Consider the following 16642-nt stretch of genomic DNA (forward strand, 5'->3'; position numbering starts at 1 on the left):
GGCGCACATGTCTCTCACGGTCAAACGGCTTACAATCTAGTTATGCCCAAGCTCTTGATCGGACTAGGACTAGCCCTGGTCATCCTCACCGTCTACACCCTCGTGGAGTGTGCTGTGTTCGACCGCAAGCGCATTCGCGGCTTGCCGCGCTGGGTCTGGATTTTCGTCATCGTGCTGGTGCCGCTGATTGGCCCGCTGCTCTGGCTGCTCGTCGGCCACGGCCGCGCCACCCCGACCACGCGGTCCTTTCGTTCCGTTGCCCCGGATGACGATTTAGAGTTCCTGCGTGGTCTTAACAACGGCGGCAGCGTGAAGACGGACAGCGGCGAGAACCGTCCGTTCAACGAAAAAGACCAGCAAGAGCGCATCCGTCGCATGGAGCAGGACCTCGCGGACCTCGACAAGAACGACCCGACGCCGGGCAAGGGTGGCACCGCTGGTACGGCCGGCGTTGACCCGACGAAGAAGAAGAACGAACCGGGCGAGGGCGAACAGCCTGGCCGTCGGGATGCCTGAGCGGTCCACCCGCAACCCCCGTAGCCCGGCGACCGATTTCAGCGTCGCCCTCCTGAACGAATTCGTTCGGCTCGGCGTGCGTGACCTCGTGCTGTGCCCCGGCGCTCGCTCGCAGGCGCTCGCCCTGGCCGCGGCTGAGCTGGAACGGGCCGGGAGCATCCGCTTGCACGTGCGCACCGACGAACGCAGCGCCGGATTTTTGAGCGTCGGCCTCGCCCTCGAGACCGGTCTGCCCGCCCTCGTCGTGGTGACCTCGGGAACCGCCGTCGCGAACCTGCACCCGGCCGTGCTCGAAGCCCACCATGCCGGAGTGCCGATGATTCTGCTGACGGCCGACCGCCCGGCCGAGCTGCGCGGCATCCGCTCAAACCAGACCACCGTGCAGGCTGGCCTGTTCGGGGTTGCCACCCGGCTGTGCCTCGACGTTCCGGCACCGGTCGGCGAACCCGATGAGGCCACCATCGCCGTGGCGCTCGCCCGGCAGGCGATGGATGCTGCCACCGGCGTTGTCAACGCAGCTCCCGGCCCCGCCCAGCTCAACCTGGCCTTTCGCGAGCCGCTGTCGGCTGCGGTGCCGGTCGGACTGCCGATGATTCCCGCTGGGGCCGCGGCTGAGCCTGCCGCCGGGCCGGACGCGCTGCCCGACGGGCCGGCCATGCTGCTCGCTCCGGGGCCGCGCACCGTGGTCGTGGCCGGCGACGGCGCCGGGCCCGCGGCCGAAGAGCTGGCGCACGCCGGCGGCTGGCCGCTGCTGGCCGAAGTCTCGAGCGGCGCCCGATTCGGGCCGAACCTGATCGTGCACTACCGCGAGCTGCTCGCCGCTGTCGACCTCGGCGGCGAGGTGGAACGGGTGATCGTCTTCGGGCACCCTACCCTCAGCCGGGAGATTCCGGCCCTGATCATGCGCGACGGCGTCGAGACCATCGTCGTCGCCCCGACCGGCCTCGAATGGTACAACCCGGGCCACGCTGCACGCGCCTTCACCCGCTCGGTCGGAGCGGATGCCGCCTGCACTGCGGTCGCACGCACACCGGCCGGCCGCGAATGGCTCGGCCGGTGGGTCAGGACCAGCCGTGCCCTCGCCGAGGCGGCGGCTGGCGAAGGCCGGGTGCCGATCGACAAGCGCGGCATCACCCGTGCCGAACTGGCCGTCTTGCATGCGCCGCTCACCCGGGCGCTGCTCGTCGACGCGGTGTGGCGGGCATCCTGGCCGCATGACCGGCTCGTGCTCGGAGCGTCCCGGCTTATTCGCGAGGCCGACAAGCGCGTGCCAGGCAAGAAGATCACCGTGCGCGCCAACCGGGGTCTGGCTGGCATCGATGGCACCATTGCCACCGCGCTCGGTGTGGCGCTGGCCAGCCAGGCCGAACCGGAACCGCGCTCGGCGGGCGTGACCCGGGCTCTGCTGGGCGACCTCACTTTTCTGCACGACGTCGGATCGCTGCTGCTGGCCCCGGGCGAAGCCGAGCCCCGGCTGCAGGTCATCGTCGGCGTCGATGGTGGCGGCAGCATCTTCGACGGCCTCGAGGTAGCCGCGACGGCTCCCGCTGAGGCGATGGAGCGGGTCTTGTATACCCCGCGGAAGGTGGACCTGAAGTCGCTCGCCGCTGCCTACGGCTGGGACTACGAGTTCGCCGCGACTAGAGCCGACCTGGAGCGCGCCCTCACCGGTGCCCCCACCCGTCCCACGATCCTCGAGGTGCCTCTCCTTCGCTAGCGGCGCCGCTATCTCCACTCTCGCGAGGTTGGGGCGAGTTATCCACAGATTTGTGGCGAGCGGATGCTCAGGCGGCCGCTTGGTACCGTTGAAGACACACGGATGCCGGGAGGACCAGATGACCGATTCGCCCCAGGGGCCTCCGCAGACCGGCGGCCTCCCTGAGTACGCGCCCGGGCAGACACCCGGACAAACACCACACCCACCGACACGTCGTGGCGGCCTCGCTCTGGCGGCGCTCATCGTGGGCATCAGCGCCTTCGTCATCGGCTGGATTCCGATTCTAGGACTGTTGCTGGGTGTCGCTGGCATCATCCTCGGAATCCTGGCAATGCGCAGGCCGGGCGGCAGATCGTTCGGGCTCGCGGGCCTGATCGGATCTTCCCTGGCCGTGCTGGCCAACGTGCTCGTGACCATTGTGGTCGTGGTCGCGCTGGTGAATTCGGGTATCGGCACGGCTGTGCTCACCGATGCCCAGCCCGTCATCACGCCCTGCTATTCCTTCAACGGGCCGGGCGACTTTCTCAGCAACCAATCCGCTGAGAAGACGGATGCCTGTATCACCACCCTGGAACTCTGGGGTGAACGCGATGCCGACGGCGTCATCCACAAGACCGGCGTGGGCAGCATCCTCGGGAGCGTACTGGTGGAGCCGGTGGCGGTGGCCAGCACCGACGACTGGGTGCCCGGCGGCAGCCTCGACGACATGGTCGAGTTTCTGAATCAGAGCTACTTTCCCCAAGCCGGCGAGGTAACGAGCCTGAAAGAAGCCGTCACCCTCGACGGCGTCGACGCCAACCTCACCCGCATGATCAGCACCGCTGAGAACACCCGCACCAAGGCGTTCCTCACCGTCTTCGCCCCGGACATATACCAGTCAGCCGGGGAGCCGGTGAAGTTCTTCCTGATCTCCTTCGTCATTCCCGAAGACAACGGGGAGGAGATCATCGCCGCCGCCATCGATTCCTGGCGCTGGAAGTAGCCGCGAGAGCGGGTGGGCTGCTGCTTCAGGAACTCCGAGGCAACCGTTCACCCGCTTTCAGGCGCCGGCCGGGCGGCCATGAAGGTGGCGGAGGCGGTGAGTCCGCCCGAACCGCGCGGCGTCAACGTTGCGGTGGCATGGCTCGCTTTGGCCAGCTGCGCAACGATGGCAAGGCCGAGTCCGCTGCCGGTGCTGTCGGAGCGGGCCCGCCAGAACCGGTCGAACGCGCGCGAGCACTCCTCGATGCTCAGGCCGGGACCCTCATCGAGCACCTCGAGCTGCACCGTTTCCGTCAGGGGCGCCGCGTGCGAACGACCGGCGCGGTCCGGCCGCGCAGCGGACTTGTTCTCAGTGACGCGGACGACGATCACACTGTTGCCGGGGCTGACCGAGAGGGCGTTGTCGAGGTAGTTGTCGAGAATCTGTTCCGCGGCGGTGGCCACCGCCGACACGAGCGCAGTGGCCGGGCCGTCGAAGCGAATTGTGACCCCGGATTCCTGGGCGAGCGGATGCCATTGCTCGACCCGTTCACGAGCAATCTCCGCGAGGTCGACGGCCACGAGTGTCGTCGGTTGACCCTCCGTACGGCTGAGCAGCAACAAGCCTTCGACGATGGTGCCGAGCCGGTCGGCTTCTGCTTCGGCGGCGGCCAGACGATCAGATGCCCCCGCCGGGTCGGTAGCCATCAGACTGCCGGCTCGTTCCAACTTGAGGCGCAGGGCGGTGAGCGGCGTGCGCAGCTGGTGCGAGGCATCCGCCGCGAACCGTCGTTGTTCCTGCAGCAGCGTGTCGAGCCGTTCGGCCATCTCGTTGAAGGAGCGTGAGAGCGACCGAACCTCCGGGGCGCCGCTGGTCTCGTCGGCGCGGGCGCTGAGGTCGCCGTTCGAGAGCCGCCCAGTAGCGTCTTTCAGGAGCTTGAGCCGGCGAGTGACTGAGCTGGAGAAGATGTAGCCGACAATGCCGGCGAGGAGCACCGTCGTCAGGGCAACGATGCCGAGCAGCCGCAGCTGATCGTTGACGGCATCGTTGATCACCTGCTCCGGGTAGGTCAACCGCACCGCGCCGAAGACCCGGTCACCGCTGAATACGGGCACGGTGACGTAGAGCAGCTGGAGTTCAAGCGTGTCGGAGTATCGGCTGCCCGACATGATTTGCCCGCCGAGGGCACCCATGATTTCTGGCCGTGAGGCGTAGTCGTTGCCGATGCTGGACTGGTCATCGTCGCTCGTGGCGATTGCCGTTCCGGCCGGGTTCACGATGACTACTCGGGCGCCGCCGGCTCCGCGATAGGTTCGGGCAAGGGTCGCCAGTGCGGCGTCGTCGGCGGTCACTGCCGATTCCAGGGCCTCTTCGCTGCGCCCGGCGAGCACAAACGCGTCGCGCTCGAGCGAGGTGATGATGCGGTCACGTTCAACGCTGCGCAGGTAGTTGCTCAGCGGTACGTCCTGCACGAGCAGCATGAGGAGCGTGACGGAAATGAAGGCCGCCATGAGCCGCCACTTCATCGGTTCGGCTCGGCGAGGGTCGGCTGCTCAAAACGAAATCCGACACCGCGCACGGACTGGATCCACCGGGGATCGCCCAGTTTTTTACGAATGGCTGCAATGTGGGCGTCGAGCGTTTTGGTCGTTCCGTACCAGTTGGTGTCCCAGACGTCATGCAGGATGTCGGCCCGACGCAGCGCGGCCCCGGGCTCATCGGACAGGTAGACGAGCAGATCGAATTCCTTCGCCGTGAGATGCACGGGCTCGTCGGCGAGGAGTACCCGCTGGGCGCGGGTATCGATGACGAGCGGGCCGAAGCGGCGCTCGGTGGCGGGCGGGGCGTCCGTTTCGGGGCTGGCCGTGCGCCTCGACACCGCGCGAATACGAGCGACCAACTCGCGCATGCCAAACGGTTTGACCACATAGTCGTCGGCACCGATTTCGAGTGCGATCACGCGGTCCATTTCATCGTCGCGGGCGCTCACGACGATGATCGGGGTCTGTTCCTTCGAGCGGATGGCGCGGCACACGTCGGTGCCGTCCATATCCGGCAGGCCAAGGTCGAGCAACACGATGTCTGGGCGAAACGTGGCGAGGGCGGCTAGCCCGGCCCCGCCGGTAGCGACGCGCAAGGTCTCGAAGTTGGCGTAGTTGAGTCCGTCGATCAGACCGTCGGCAACGGCGGCGTCATCCTCGATCACTAGAACTCGCATTACCCTAGTCTGGCGGCCCCGCAGGTCGTGGCCCGCCGAGGCCGGTCCGGGTCGGATTTCTTGGACAAACCTTGGATCTTCGCCGGGCCGGCGTTTACCGACGATTTCGTAGTCTCAAACCATGAAATCAAAAATGATCATGGTGCTCTCGGTCATCGGGGTACTCGGAACGGCCGGCGCGGCGATGGCCGTCAACTCGGACACCCTGACCCTTGCGCCCGTCGGGCTGGTCGGCCAGGCGACCACCGTTCTCAAACCGGTTTCCACGCCGACGACTTCGCCGCTGCCTGCGCCCACCGCGGGTCCGATGGCGGAACCCAGCGGGACTCCGTCGCCAGAGGTGCCGGGACCGGCCGGCTCGAATGCCGGGGCGGAACCAGCCGCGGAATCCTCCGGGGAAGCAACGACCCCGTCACCGGCGGCAGTGCCAGCGCCGAGTGCACCCGTCGACGCGACGTCGGGCGGATCGGGTGCCACCGGGACCTACAACGACGACGACGAGGACGACGCCGGCGGCTCCTCGGAGTACGACGACGACAGCGATGGGGGCAGCGATGACGATGACTAAGCGTCGTCGGCCGGCCCGTCACGCTCGAAACATCACCGGGGCGGCGAGCGCGCTTGCGCTCGTAGGCATGGTCGCCGGATTTCAGATCAGCGCGGCAGCCAGTGACGCGACGCTCAGCACAGCGGGCACCTCGCCGACCGACGTGGCTACGGTCCTGCCGGCGGTGGCGCCCATCGACCCCGCTTCCGCCGCACCGGCCGTGCCGGCACCCGAGCTGGCGGCTCCGGCGCCAGCCCCGGCGGCTCCGGCAGCACCGATCCAGGCAGCCGCAGCGCCAGCAGCCGCAGCGCCCGTCGTGCCGGCTCCCGCGTCGGCACCTCCCGCGTCGGTACCGGCCCCGGCCCCAGCTCCGGCCCCCGTCGCGGCCTCGTCTGGCGGGTCAGGTGGCTGACGTGGCGCCCGACTCCATCGCCCGCGACGCCGTTCGCGCCGTCTTCACCGGAACGGGAACCTGGCCGGGAGCGCTGTCACGTCGGCAGCCGCTTATGGGCGGGAGCGCAGGAATCACGCTGGTCGGGGCATCCGCTACCCTGCTGGATGCGACCTTCGAGCTCGCCGATTGCGTCGAGCAGCTCTGGAGTCGATTCGTGCCCGACAGCGATATCACCCGGTTGAATTGGTCGGAGGGGCGTCAAATCAAGGTCGACCAGCTAACGGTGCGTCTCATTCGTGCCATGCAATCGGGCGCTGAACTGACCGGCGGCGACTACGATTCCACGCTGTTGCCCGACCTGCTTGAGGCCGGCTATTCAGCGTCGACCGTTGATCCAAGCAGGGTCACCTACGTGCCTTTGACGGCCCGTTCGCCAGGTGACCTGGCCGGTATCCAGATCAATGGAACGACAGTGCGGATGCCGCGCGGCACGACACTGGATGCCGGCGGTATCGGCAAAGGGCTCGCCGCGGACTTGGTCTGCGAGCTGGCGATGAACGAGGGCGCCTGGGGCGCACTCGCCGAGATTGGAGGGGATATTGCGGTCTCCGGACAGGGTGCAGACGGCCAGGCCTGGCGGCTCGGAGTCGAAGACCCTTTTGACCCCGCCGGTTACTGTGCCATCATTCGCCTCGGCACCGGCGCGCTGGCGACATCGAGCCAGCGTAAACGACGCTTCACGACGACAGCCGGCGAGCACCACCATATCCTCGACCCGCGCACCCATGACAGTGCGGCCACGAACATTCAAACAGTGTCGGTGATCGCCGCTACCGGCGCCCGCGCCGAAACCCTCACCAAGCCCGGATTTCTCAGGCCCACCGCCGACTACCTGGCCTGGCTTCCCACGGTCGGCGCGGCCGGCCTTGTCGTCGATCACATGGGTGCCCCCACCGCCTCCGAGAACTGGAACCGGTACCAATGAACGATCCACACCTCTGGTGGTATATCTCCCGCGCGAGCGCCATGATCGCCTGGGCACTCATGACCGCCTCCGTGCTCTGGGGCATCCTGCTGTCCACCCGCGTCATGCGGCGAATAGACAACCCCGCCTGGCTGCAGGACCTGCACGGTTATCTGGGTGGCTCGTCTCTGGTCATGGTCGGCCTGCACATGGTGTCGCTCATGATCGATTCCTGGCTGTCGTTCACCCCGTCTGAGGTGCTCGTGCCGTTCGCGACGGCGTTCAGACCACTGCCGGTCGCCCTCGGTATCCTCGCCTTCTACCTGCTCGTGGCCGTGCAGGGGTCCTCCCTCATGCTCAAGCGACTGCCGCGAAAGTTCTGGAAGGGCCTGCACTACGCCAGCTATGCAGCCCTGCTGCTCATCTCCTTTCACGCTGGTTTCACCGGAACCGACGTCGGCACGCTCTGGTACAAAATTGTCTCGATCGCACTGATCTCGGTCGCTGCGATCGCCGTAATCCTGCGCATCGTCGCCGGCAAGCGCGGCGGCACACCCCGGCGAACGGATGCCGCCCCCTCCGCGGCCCCGCTGCAATCGACCCTCCGCACCATGGTCGTGGCCAGCGCGACGGCCGTCGCAGACGGTGTCGTCGGCATCCGCTTGGAACTGCCGGACTGGGGTGTTCTGCCCATCTGGCAGCCGGGATCGCACGTCACCCTGCACCTGCCGAACGGCCTGCAGAATCAGTATTCGCTCTGCGGCGACCCCGCAAATCGCCACCACTACGACATTGCAGTTTTGCGCACTGGCGGGTCAGCGGGCGGCAGCGCGTGGATCCACGAAAATCTCGTCCCGGGCATGAGCTTGTCGGTTTCTGGGCCGATGAATCACTTCGAGCTGGAACCGGCCGCTGACTACCTCTTCATCGCCGGAGGAATCGGCATCACGCCGATCAAGGCCATGATCGAGTCGCTTCCGGCCGGGCGCGCCTGGCGGCTCATCTATGCCGGGCGCAGCCGGCAGACCATGGCGTTCGTGGCCGAACTCGAAGCATCGCACCCCGAGCAGGTGATCGTGCACGCGAGTGACGAGAATCTGGGCGGACTCGACCTCGACTCTGTTCTCGGCGGCCCGCCCCTCACCGCCGCGGCTCAGGTCTACTGCTGCGGGCCGGAATCGCTCATGGACGCCGTGGCGGCGCGAGTGTCTGCTGACCGGATGCACCTCGAACGGTTTATTCCCCTCGAGCGTGCGGCCCGGCCGGCCACGCCGATTCAGGTCACCTGCCGCAAGAGCCGCGTGGAATTTACCGTGACCGCCGAGGAGAACCTGCTCGACTCGCTCGAAGCCCATGGCGTGCCCATCCTGGGCTCCTGCCGTAAGGGAATCTGCGGCACCTGTGAGGTGCGCGTGGTCGAGGGAATTCCCGAACATTTGGACTCGATACTCGACGACACCGAGAAGGACGCCCTCGGTGTGATGTACCCCTGCGTCTCGCGCGCGCAGACGCCCGCGCTGGTCTTGAACATCTAGGTTCGCCAAAGCGGGGGGCGCAAATCGCTCGCTTGGGTCGATTCGCGACCCCTCGCGCGGCGGGGGTGGGGCTGGAGTCAGCCGAAGGCCTCCACGATGGGGCGAAACTTCATCTTCGTTTCGGCGAGCTCGCGTTCCGGATCGGAGTCCAGCACGATTCCGCAGCCGGCGTAGGCGGTGATGCCGCCTTCGGGAGCAACCTGGGCGCAGCGCAGGGCGATCGCCCACTCGCCGTCGCCGTCGGCGCCAACCCAGCCAACCGGCCCGGCGTAGCGGCCGCGGTCGAACGGTTCGAGCTCGCGAATGAGATTCAGTGCCTGGTCGGTGGGGGTTCCGGCGACCGCAGCGGTCGGGTGCAACGCCGCGATCAGGTCGAGCGACGTCGACCCGTCGCTCAGGGTGCCCTCGAGATCCGTCGCGAGGTGCCACAGGTTCGGCAGCTTCACGGTGAACGGAATCTCGCTCGTCGCGAGCACCGAGGTGTGCGGGCGCAGCGACTTGAGCACGCTCTGCACGGCGAACTCGTGCTCGTCGCCGTCTTTCGAGGAGGTGGCCAGGGCCAGTGCCGCCTCACGGTCGTCCTCGGCATCCGCTCCGCGGGAGATCGTGCCGGCCAGCACGCGGGCGTTGACCGAACCGTGGTCGGCGCGAATGAGGGTCTCCGGGCTCGACCCGATGAGGCCGTCAACGGCGTAGGTCCAGCAGTCCGGGTACCCGAGGGCGAGTTTGGTGATGGCGCGGCGCAGGTCGGATTCGGCTGGTACCCGCCCGACCAGGTCGCGGGCGAGCACAACCTTATTGACCTGCTGGGCCCGAATGTGCTCAATGCCCGAGCTGACCGCTGCGCGAAAACCGTCGGGGGGCAGCGCTCCGGGCAGCAAGGCGATGCGATACTCGTCGCCGAGCGGATGCAGCGCGAGCGGGTTCTCCGGTGCGCTCTGCCCGGTCGCCCAGATGCGCGTCACCCAGCACTGGCCATCTTCGCGGCCAACGATGATCTCGGGCACGATCAGCACGCTGGTTTGCACAGACGACTCATCGAACGCGAAAGCGCCGAACGCGAGCAGCCCGGTGCCGGTGCGCGCGAGCGGGTCGGTCACGGTGGCCAACCGGGCGACCTGTTTCCAGGCGGCGGCGGCATCCGTCATGCGGGTGGTGCCGGAGAATTCAAGCCTCAGTGCGCAGCCGATGCCGGCCAGACCCTGGTTGCGACGCATCCAGAGCAGGGGCGAGCGGCCATCGAGCAGCAGGATCAGTTGGCGGATATCGGCTATCGGGGAGGTTTCGACCGTCAAGGCCTGCACATTCACTTCTGTAGCCTACGCCCGCGCCACTGCAGCTATGCGAATCCGTGCCCCGGCAACCATGCAGTTTCGCTGGTCGTTCGCATCCTAGAATGATGGGGTGAATAGAGCAGACCTGAACAAACGGCCCGCGCAGGTGGCTGCCATGTTCGACGAGGTCGCCGCCCACTATGACCGCACGAACGCGCTGCTGTCGGTCGGCAACGCGTCGCTCTGGCGCCTCGCGACGACCAAGGCGGTCAGCCCGCAGGCTGGCGAGCGCATTCTCGACATCGCCGCCGGCACCGGAACCTCCAGCGCGGCCCTCGCCCACAGCGGAGCCCACGTCGTCGCCGCCGATTTCTCGGCCGGCATGATTGAGGTCGGCCAGAATCGCCACGCGCACAACCCGAACATCGAGTTCGTGCAGGCCGACGCCACCGCCCTTCCCTTTAAAGACAACGAGTTCGACGCCGTCACCATCTCATTTGGCCTGCGCAACGTGGTCGAACCGAAGAAGGCGCTCGCCGAGTTCTACCGGGTGACCAAGCCCGGCGGTCGCGTTGTCATCTGCGAGTTCTCCACTCCGCCGCTTTCACTCGTGCGCCAGAGCTACTTCGCGTATCTCAATCACGTCATGCCGCGGGTGGTGCGCCTCGCCTCGTCGAACGCCGAAGCCTACGACTACCTCGGCGAGTCGATCGCGGCCTGGCCGACCCAGCCGGTGCTCAGCGGATGGCTGCGCTCGGCCGGATACTCCGCCGTCGCCTACCGCAACCTCACACTCGGCATCGTGGCGCTGCACCGCGGAACCAAGCCCGCGGCATCCTGACCCCGGATCAACTCGATAGGCTAACTTACGTGAAATCCAGAGCCCCCGTGATTCGACGCAGCGCGTCGGTGACCAGCCAGGCGGGCCTCGGCGATCGCATTTTCTCTTCCCCCGCCGACCGCGGCCTGGCCGCGAACATTGATGCCGGTATCGAAAAGGTCGAAGCCGCGCTCATCGACGAGCTGGTCTACGCCAACGAAATTGCCACCGTCACCAGTCGCTACCTGCTGAACGCGGGGGGCAAACGGGTGCGTCCAATGCTCGCGCTGCTCACCGCGCACTTGGGCGATGGCGTTGTGCCCGATGTGATCACGGCGGCGGCGGCCATCGAACTGACCCACCTCGCCTCGCTCTATCACGATGACGTGATGGACGACGCCGACAAACGCCGCGGTGTGCCGAGCGCCCAAACCGTGTGGGGCAATTCCGTCGCCATCCTCACCGGCGACCTGCTGTTCGCCCGCGCCAGCCAGCTGATGGCCCGCCTCGGCGAACGGGCCATCAAACTGCAGGCGACCACCTTTGAGCGCCTCGTGCTCGGCCAGTTTCAGGAGACGGTCGGTCCGCGCCCGGGTGAAGACCCGGTCGAGCACTACATTCAGGTGCTGGCCGGTAAGACCGGTTCGCTCATCGCCGCGGCCGCCCAGGGCGGTGTGGTGTTCTCCAACGCCCCGGCCGAGTACGAGCAGCCGGTCGTGGACTTCGGCGAGAAGATCGGCGTGGCCTTTCAACTCATCGACGACGTGCTCGACCTGTCGCCGCAGCCGCAGGAGACCGGCAAGGTGCCGGGAACGGACCTCCGGGCTGGCGTCGTCACGCTTCCCCTGCTTCGGTTGCGGGAGCGCGCCGTGAGTGATGGGGCATCCGCTGATCTACTGCACCGGCTGGAACGCGACGTCATGGTCGACGGTTCGGCGCAGACGGAGGCCGCCGATAGGGCCATCACCGCGCTGCGCGAGCACGCCGTCACCGCTGAGACCCTCGCCGAAGCACACGGCTGGGCCCGCGACGCGGTAGCCGCCCTGACGCCGTTGCCGAACGGTTCGGTCAAGAAAGCACTCACCCGATTCGCCGAGTCCATCGTCGAGCGCTCCAGCTAGAGCGTGTTGGGGCGTGCCCCGAATGCTCGAGCAGTAAGGAATCTTCCGTGACCAAATTGAGACTGGCCATCGTCGGCGCAGGACCGGCGGGCATCTACGCCGCCGATATTCTGCTCAAGGCCGAACGCAATTTTGAGGTCTCGATCGACCTGTTCGATCACCTGCCGGCGCCGTACGGGCTCGTGCGCTACGGCGTCAGTCCCGACCACCCGCGCATCAAGGGCATCATCACCGCGCTGCGCGGGGTGCTGGACAGCGGCGATATTCGAGTGTTCGGCAACGTGCGGTTCGGGGTGGACGTGACCCTCGACGACCTCAAGAAGCACTACAACGCGGTCATCTTCGCGACCGGCGCTGTACAAGACGCCGACCTGAACATTCCGGGCGCCGCACTTGACGGCTCCTTTGGCGCCGCCGACTTCGTCAGCTGGTTCGACGGTCACCCCGACGTGCCGCGTACCTGGCCGCTCGAGGCGCGCGAAATCGCCGTGATCGGCAATGGCAACGTGGCGCTCGACGTGTCCCGCATGCTCATCAAGCACGCCGACGACCTGTTGCCGACCGAGATTCCTGCGAACGTCTATGACGGACTCAAGGCGTCACCGGTGACGGACGTGCACATTTTTGGGCGCCGCGGGCCGACATCCGTTAAATTCACGCCCCTGGAACTGCGGGAAGTCGGCGAGCTTCGGGACGTCGACATGATCGTCTACGACGAAGACTTCGACTACGACGAGGCCGCGAAAGCCGCCGTTGCGAGCAACAAGCAGGTCTTCGTGATCGACAAGACGCTGAACGTCTGGCGGGCCCGCGAGTCCGGCACGGCCAGCCGCCGCCTGCACCTGCACTTCTTCGCCAAGCCCGTGGAGATCGTCGATGACGGCACCGGCCGGGTCGCGGCTTTTCGGTGGGAACGCACCACAACGGATGCCGCCGGCGGCGTCGTCGGAACGGGTGAAATTCGAGAGATCCCGGTTCAGGCCGTCTACCGGGCGGTCGGCTACTTCGGATCCGAACTGCCCGACGTGCCGTTCGACAAGAAGCGCGGCGTCATTCCCAACCGTGAAGGCCAGGTGCTGCGCCGCGACCCGTCAGCCGGCACCGGCGGATTGTTCAACCAGCAGATGTACGGCGTCTACGCGACCGGGTGGATCAAGCGCGGGCCGGTGGGACTGATCGGCCACACCAAGAGTGACGCCATGGAAACCATCAAGCACCTGATCAACGACCTCGGCAACTGGTGGCGGCCCGAGTCGCCGTCGGAGGAGAGCATCGTTGAGCTGCTCGATGCGCGAGGCGTTCGCTACACGGGCCTCGACGGCTGGCACAACCTGGACCAGCACGAGCTCGCCCTCGGTGAGGCCGTGGGCCGCATCCGCATCAAGGTCGTCGACCGCGACGAGATGGTGGCCGTCTCCCGAGCCGAGTAGCCCGCCCCCCTCGGACGGGGCCCAGGCCCCGTCCACGGGCCCAGTTTATAAACTGGGCCCACGGCCATAAGGTGGGCCCGGAGGCCCGCGCGTCTACCCTTCCGGGCCCGCGCGTCTACCTTTCCGGGTCCGGGCTCGGAAACTGGGCCCATGTTCTATCTTGGTCCCGGTTCCCGAAGGTGGGCCCGGTGGCCCGCGGAGCGCCGGCTAGCGGAAGTTCGTGAACTGCAGGGCCACGTCGAGGTCCTTGCCCTTGAGCAGGGCCATCACGGCCTGCAGGTCGTCGCGGCTCTTGGAGCTGACGCGCAGTTCGTCACCCTGAATCTGGCTCTTGACGCCCTTGGGCCCCTCATCGCGAATGATCTTGCTGATCTTCTTCGCATTCTCCTGGTCGATGCCAGCCTTCATTGTCGTCTCGATGCGATACTCCTTGCCGGAGGCGAACGGCTCGCCGGCATCGAGGCTGCGCAGCGAGATGCCGCGCTTGATCAGCTTGGCCTCGAACACCTCGAGGATCGCCTTGACGCGCTCCTCGGTGTTCGCCTTCATGAGCACCTTTTCGCCGCTCATCGCGATTGAGGCCCCCACGTTCTTGAAGTCGTAGCGCTGCGCGACTTCCTTATGCGCCTGGTTGAGGGCGTTGTCGACCTCCATCGGGTCGACCTTGCTGACGATGTCGAACGTTGAATCTGCCATTCCCCCATGGTATCCGACCCGCGAGGGCGCAAAAAGTGCCCGATTGGAGTGCTCAAACGGGCACCCGTCCTCGCCAACGCGTGCGCTTTCGCGTGGCTCATAGGCGATTGATATGCAGTGGAGGCCTTGGGCATAGGCGTGCTCCTTGGGTTCGCCTTAGCCGCAACGGATACCGCGGCGGTGAACATATATGAGGAGAACGATGAAACTGCGCAGCCGAATCCGACGCATACGAGCCCGCTGGTGGGTGCTGAGCGGAGTCATCGTGCTCACCCTGGCCGGCGGAGGTACCTGGTGGATCATCGCAGCCCAGGCGACGAGCGCCGTGGCGAGCCCGGTCACCCAGACCGTGGCCGCGAGCCTCGAGACCATGGAACAGAGCGTCTCGGCGACCGGCACCCTCACCCCGACCGTGCAGGAAGAGGTGTCGTTCGCAGCTTCTGGAAACGTCACCGGAGTGAACGTTGTCGCCGGCACGGTCGTCGCGGCCGGTGACGTGCTCGCTGCCGTCGACACCCTCACCGTCGACGCCGACCTGCTCCAGGCGCGCGCCACCCTCGCGAGCGCCGCGGCTAAACTGGCGGACAGCCAGGATTCGAGCGATGGTTCGACGGCCGGCCTGGCCCAGATCGCGGCCAACGTGGCGAACGTCACGACCGCGCAGAACGGAGTCGACGAGGCCCTGGCCGCGCAGAGCGCTGTCACCCTCACCGCTCAGGTCGCCGGGCTCGTCACCGTCGTGAACGTCGCCGTGGGCGATGTGGTGTCTGCGGGCAGCAGCAGCAGTTCGACCGGAGCCGCCGCAGCCGGCGGAACAGCAGCCGCCGGAGCCGGCAGCACGACCACCGCCAGCAGCGCCGCGTTCACGATCGTCGGCACCGACGCCTGGACGGTCGACCTCACCGTGGGCGAAGCGGATGTCGCGCTCATCGCGGCGAACGACCAGGTCGAACTCTCCCTCGATGACGGAACCGCCTTCTTCGGCACCGTCTCCGAGATCGGCCTGCTGCCGTCCAGCACGACTGGCGTTGCCGCCTACCCGGTGGTCGTCGCCGTCACCGGTACGCCCGAGGGACTCTTCGACGGTGTCGCCGTGACCGCGGCGATCGTGTACGAACGCCGCACCGACGTGCTCACCGTGGCGAGTGCGGCCGTGACCAGCGTGGATGGGGCATCCGTTGTGACCGTGAAAGACACCGATGGCACCGAGGTGTCCACTCCGGTCACCGTCGGCGCGACGGTCGGCAACCTCACCGAGATCACGGCGGGGCTCGCCGAGGGTGACGAGGTCATTGTCGCTACCTTCACCCCCGGCAGCGGCAACGCCGGCACCGACCGCACCGGCGGTTTTCCAGGCGGAGAGATGCCCACCGGCGACTTTCCGGCCGGCCAGATGCCCGGAGGCGCGAACAATGGATAACGCACAAACGGATGCCGCATCCTCAGTGATCGAGTTGCGTAACGCCGGCAAGACCTACCGTTCCGGCAGCATCGAATTCGAAGCGCTCAAGGGCATCGATCTCGCTATCTACGAGGGTGAATACGTCGCCATCATGGGGCCGTCGGGGTCGGGAGAGTCCACGATCATGAACGTGCTCGGCTGCCTCGACACCCTCAGCCGCGGCGAATACCGCCTCGGCGGCACCGACGTGAACGACCTCGACGCGGTGGAACTCGCCGAGATTCGCAACCGCCAGATCGGCTTCGTCTTTCAGGGCTTCAACCTGTTGTCGTCGCTGCCAGCCTGACGCAACGTGGAATTGCCGCTGATCTACGGCGGAGTGCCGCTGCTCAACCTGCTCTCGATCACCGACAGCACGGCCGCCGACTTCACCATCAGCAGCCAGGACGCCCTGGTCAGCACCGCCACGGCCGTCTATGAGACCCTCACAATTCTGCTCACCGGAGTTGCCGCGCTGTCGCTGCTGGTCGGCGGCATCGGGGTCATGAACATCATGCTCGTGTCGGTGTCGGAGCGCACCCGCGAGATCGGCCTGCGCAAGGCGCTCGGAGCGCCGCCGGGCGCCATCCGCCAGCAGTTTCTGATCGAGGCGGCCATTCTCGGCCTCAGTGGTGGGCTGCTCGGAGCGGTGCTCGGCGTCGCCGCAGCACTTCTCCTGCCGGGGGTGATCGGCAGCTCGATCGTCGTCTCGCCGGCCGCCGTCGCGCTGTCGATCGGTGTCGCCATCGTGATCGGCGTGAGCTTCGGCGTGTATCCGGCCACCCGGGCCGCCCGCCTCGCCCCCATTAATGCGCTGCGCGGCGAATAAATCCATACTTACGAACCGAAATGAGACCACTGACATGCTGAGACTCAATCGCCGCACCGCCTTTCTCGGCGGCGCCCTCGCCCTCGGCGGCGCCCTCGCCCTCGGCGGCGCCCTCGCCCTCGGCGGCGTGCTGCTGCTCTCGGGCTGCGCGGCCACCGCCACCCCCGCGGCCACCGCCA

The 16642-nt window shown here is 67.0% G+C and carries 17 protein-coding genes; 13 read left to right on the forward strand and 4 right to left on the reverse strand.

Going from position 1 to position 16642, the window contains the following annotated elements; translation table 11 throughout:
• Positions 1-42: 42 nt before the first annotated feature.
• The 3 genes from CXY78_RS03835 (at position 43) to CXY78_RS03845 (ending at position 3215) form a co-directional block, all read left to right on the forward strand.
• Positions 43-516 carry a PLD nuclease N-terminal domain-containing protein gene (locus CXY78_RS03835; RefSeq protein ID WP_092340477.1) on the forward strand — a complete coding sequence of 158 codons (474 nt, stop codon included), beginning with the start codon at positions 43-45 and terminating at the stop codon, positions 514-516.
• Positions 509-2233, forward strand: coding sequence for a 2-succinyl-5-enolpyruvyl-6-hydroxy-3-cyclohexene-1-carboxylic-acid synthase (gene menD / locus CXY78_RS03840; RefSeq protein WP_104088159.1), 1725 nt, complete (start codon positions 509-511; stop codon positions 2231-2233). Before CXY78_RS03835 ends, menD begins: the two co-directional genes overlap by 8 nt.
• A gap of 118 nt (positions 2234-2351) precedes the next feature.
• Positions 2352-3215 carry a DUF4190 domain-containing protein gene (locus tag CXY78_RS03845; RefSeq protein WP_104088160.1) on the forward strand — a complete coding sequence of 288 codons (864 nt, stop codon included), beginning with the start codon at positions 2352-2354 and terminating at the stop codon, positions 3213-3215.
• Positions 3216-3262: 47 nt separating this feature from the next.
• On the opposite strand, the gene CXY78_RS03850 is transcribed toward CXY78_RS03845, so the two are convergent.
• Both CXY78_RS03850 and CXY78_RS03855 read right to left on the reverse strand, forming a co-directional pair.
• Positions 3263-4705 carry a HAMP domain-containing sensor histidine kinase gene (locus CXY78_RS03850; protein ID WP_233197253.1) on the reverse strand — a complete coding sequence of 481 codons (1443 nt, stop codon included), beginning with the start codon at positions 4703-4705 and terminating at the stop codon, positions 3263-3265.
• Between the two features lie 11 nt (positions 4706-4716).
• Entirely contained in the window at positions 4717-5412 is a 696-nt protein-coding gene (locus CXY78_RS03855) for a response regulator transcription factor (protein ID WP_104088163.1), read from the reverse strand.
• Between the two features lie 121 nt (positions 5413-5533).
• On the opposite strand from CXY78_RS03855, the gene CXY78_RS03860 reads away from it, so the two are divergent.
• Genes CXY78_RS03860 through CXY78_RS03875 form a run of 4 tightly spaced genes read left to right on the forward strand, consistent with a single transcriptional unit; the run spans position 5534 to position 8852 of the window.
• Positions 5534-5980 carry a hypothetical protein gene (locus CXY78_RS03860; protein ID WP_140425485.1) on the forward strand — a complete coding sequence of 149 codons (447 nt, stop codon included), beginning with the start codon at positions 5534-5536 and terminating at the stop codon, positions 5978-5980.
• A complete protein-coding gene (locus CXY78_RS21195; protein WP_199181890.1) occupies positions 5967-6371 on the forward strand; it encodes a hypothetical protein in 405 nt (134 codons plus the stop codon). The genes CXY78_RS03860 and CXY78_RS21195 overlap by 14 nt, the downstream gene beginning before the upstream one ends.
• Position 6372: 1 nt before the next feature.
• The gene (locus tag CXY78_RS03870) at positions 6373-7338 is read left to right on the forward strand and encodes an FAD:protein FMN transferase (protein ID WP_158253263.1); all 966 of its coding nucleotides are present in this window, start codon (positions 6373-6375) and stop codon (positions 7336-7338) included.
• Positions 7335-8852, forward strand: coding sequence for a 2Fe-2S iron-sulfur cluster-binding protein (locus CXY78_RS03875; RefSeq protein WP_104088168.1), 1518 nt, complete (start codon positions 7335-7337; stop codon positions 8850-8852). The genes CXY78_RS03870 and CXY78_RS03875 overlap by 4 nt, the downstream gene beginning before the upstream one ends.
• A gap of 77 nt (positions 8853-8929) precedes the next feature.
• Here the strand turns inward: CXY78_RS03875 and CXY78_RS03880 are convergent, their stop codons facing one another.
• Positions 8930-10162 (reverse strand): isochorismate synthase MenF, encoded by a 1233-nt coding sequence (locus tag CXY78_RS03880; protein WP_233206076.1) that lies wholly within the window; start codon positions 10160-10162, stop codon positions 8930-8932.
• 94 nt (positions 10163-10256) lie between these two features.
• Here CXY78_RS03880 and ubiE point away from each other — a divergent pair, with 94 nt between their 5' ends.
• From ubiE to CXY78_RS03895, 3 genes are read left to right on the forward strand one after another with little or no spacing between them, the layout of a single operon-like run.
• Positions 10257-10967 carry a bifunctional demethylmenaquinone methyltransferase/2-methoxy-6-polyprenyl-1,4-benzoquinol methylase UbiE gene (gene ubiE / locus CXY78_RS03885; protein ID WP_092340468.1) on the forward strand — a complete coding sequence of 237 codons (711 nt, stop codon included), beginning with the start codon at positions 10257-10259 and terminating at the stop codon, positions 10965-10967.
• A gap of 29 nt (positions 10968-10996) precedes the next feature.
• On the forward strand, positions 10997-12067 hold the full coding sequence (locus CXY78_RS03890) for a polyprenyl synthetase family protein (RefSeq protein ID WP_233197255.1): 1071 nt from the start codon (positions 10997-10999) through the stop codon (positions 12065-12067).
• A gap of 47 nt (positions 12068-12114) precedes the next feature.
• On the forward strand, positions 12115-13497 hold the full coding sequence (locus CXY78_RS03895; RefSeq protein ID WP_092340466.1) for an FAD-dependent oxidoreductase: 1383 nt from the start codon (positions 12115-12117) through the stop codon (positions 13495-13497).
• 207 nt (positions 13498-13704) lie between these two features.
• Here CXY78_RS03895 and CXY78_RS03900 read toward each other — a convergent pair whose 3' ends face one another.
• The gene (locus tag CXY78_RS03900) at positions 13705-14193 is read right to left on the reverse strand and encodes a YajQ family cyclic di-GMP-binding protein (RefSeq protein ID WP_092340465.1); all 489 of its coding nucleotides are present in this window, start codon (positions 14191-14193) and stop codon (positions 13705-13707) included.
• Between the two features lie 202 nt (positions 14194-14395).
• Here CXY78_RS03900 and CXY78_RS03905 point away from each other — a divergent pair, with 202 nt between their 5' ends.
• From CXY78_RS03905 to CXY78_RS03915, 3 genes are read left to right on the forward strand one after another with little or no spacing between them, the layout of a single operon-like run.
• Positions 14396-15613, forward strand: a complete 1218-nt coding sequence (locus tag CXY78_RS03905; RefSeq protein ID WP_104088170.1) for an efflux RND transporter periplasmic adaptor subunit — start codon at positions 14396-14398, stop codon at positions 15611-15613.
• Positions 15606-15941 (forward strand): ATP-binding cassette domain-containing protein, encoded by a 336-nt coding sequence (locus CXY78_RS03910; RefSeq protein ID WP_104088171.1) that lies wholly within the window; start codon positions 15606-15608, stop codon positions 15939-15941. The genes CXY78_RS03905 and CXY78_RS03910 overlap by 8 nt, the downstream gene beginning before the upstream one ends.
• 6 nt (positions 15942-15947) lie before the next feature.
• The gene (locus CXY78_RS03915; RefSeq protein WP_104088173.1) at positions 15948-16463 is read left to right on the forward strand and encodes an ABC transporter permease; all 516 of its coding nucleotides are present in this window, start codon (positions 15948-15950) and stop codon (positions 16461-16463) included.
• Positions 16464-16642 lie beyond the last annotated feature (179 nt).

It is taken from the genome of Cryobacterium sp. N19, assembly GCF_002929595.1.
In the GTDB taxonomy this organism is placed as follows: domain Bacteria; phylum Actinomycetota; class Actinomycetes; order Actinomycetales; family Microbacteriaceae; genus Cryobacterium; species Cryobacterium flavum.

Coding starts and splice junctions, on each gene's coding strand:
- CXY78_RS03835 (WP_092340477.1), top strand. CDS start 43: ATGCCCAAGCTCTTGATCGGACTAGGACTAGCCCTGGTCATCCTCACC.
- menD (WP_104088159.1), top strand. CDS start 509: ATGCCTGAGCGGTCCACCCGCAACCCCCGTAGCCCGGCGACCGATTTC.
- CXY78_RS03845 (WP_104088160.1), top strand. CDS start 2,352: ATGACCGATTCGCCCCAGGGGCCTCCGCAGACCGGCGGCCTCCCTGAG.
- CXY78_RS03850 (WP_233197253.1), bottom strand. CDS start 4,705: ATGGCGGCCTTCATTTCCGTCACGCTCCTCATGCTGCTCGTGCAGGAC.
- CXY78_RS03855 (WP_104088163.1), bottom strand. CDS start 5,412: ATGCGAGTTCTAGTGATCGAGGATGACGCCGCCGTTGCCGACGGTCTG.
- CXY78_RS03860 (WP_140425485.1), top strand. CDS start 5,534: ATGAAATCAAAAATGATCATGGTGCTCTCGGTCATCGGGGTACTCGGA.
- CXY78_RS21195 (WP_199181890.1), top strand. CDS start 5,967: ATGACGATGACTAAGCGTCGTCGGCCGGCCCGTCACGCTCGAAACATC.
- CXY78_RS03875 (WP_104088168.1), top strand. CDS start 7,335: ATGAACGATCCACACCTCTGGTGGTATATCTCCCGCGCGAGCGCCATG.
- CXY78_RS03900 (WP_092340465.1), bottom strand. CDS start 14,193: ATGGCAGATTCAACGTTCGACATCGTCAGCAAGGTCGACCCGATGGAG.
- CXY78_RS03905 (WP_104088170.1), top strand. CDS start 14,396: ATGAAACTGCGCAGCCGAATCCGACGCATACGAGCCCGCTGGTGGGTG.
- CXY78_RS03910 (WP_104088171.1), top strand. CDS start 15,606: ATGGATAACGCACAAACGGATGCCGCATCCTCAGTGATCGAGTTGCGT.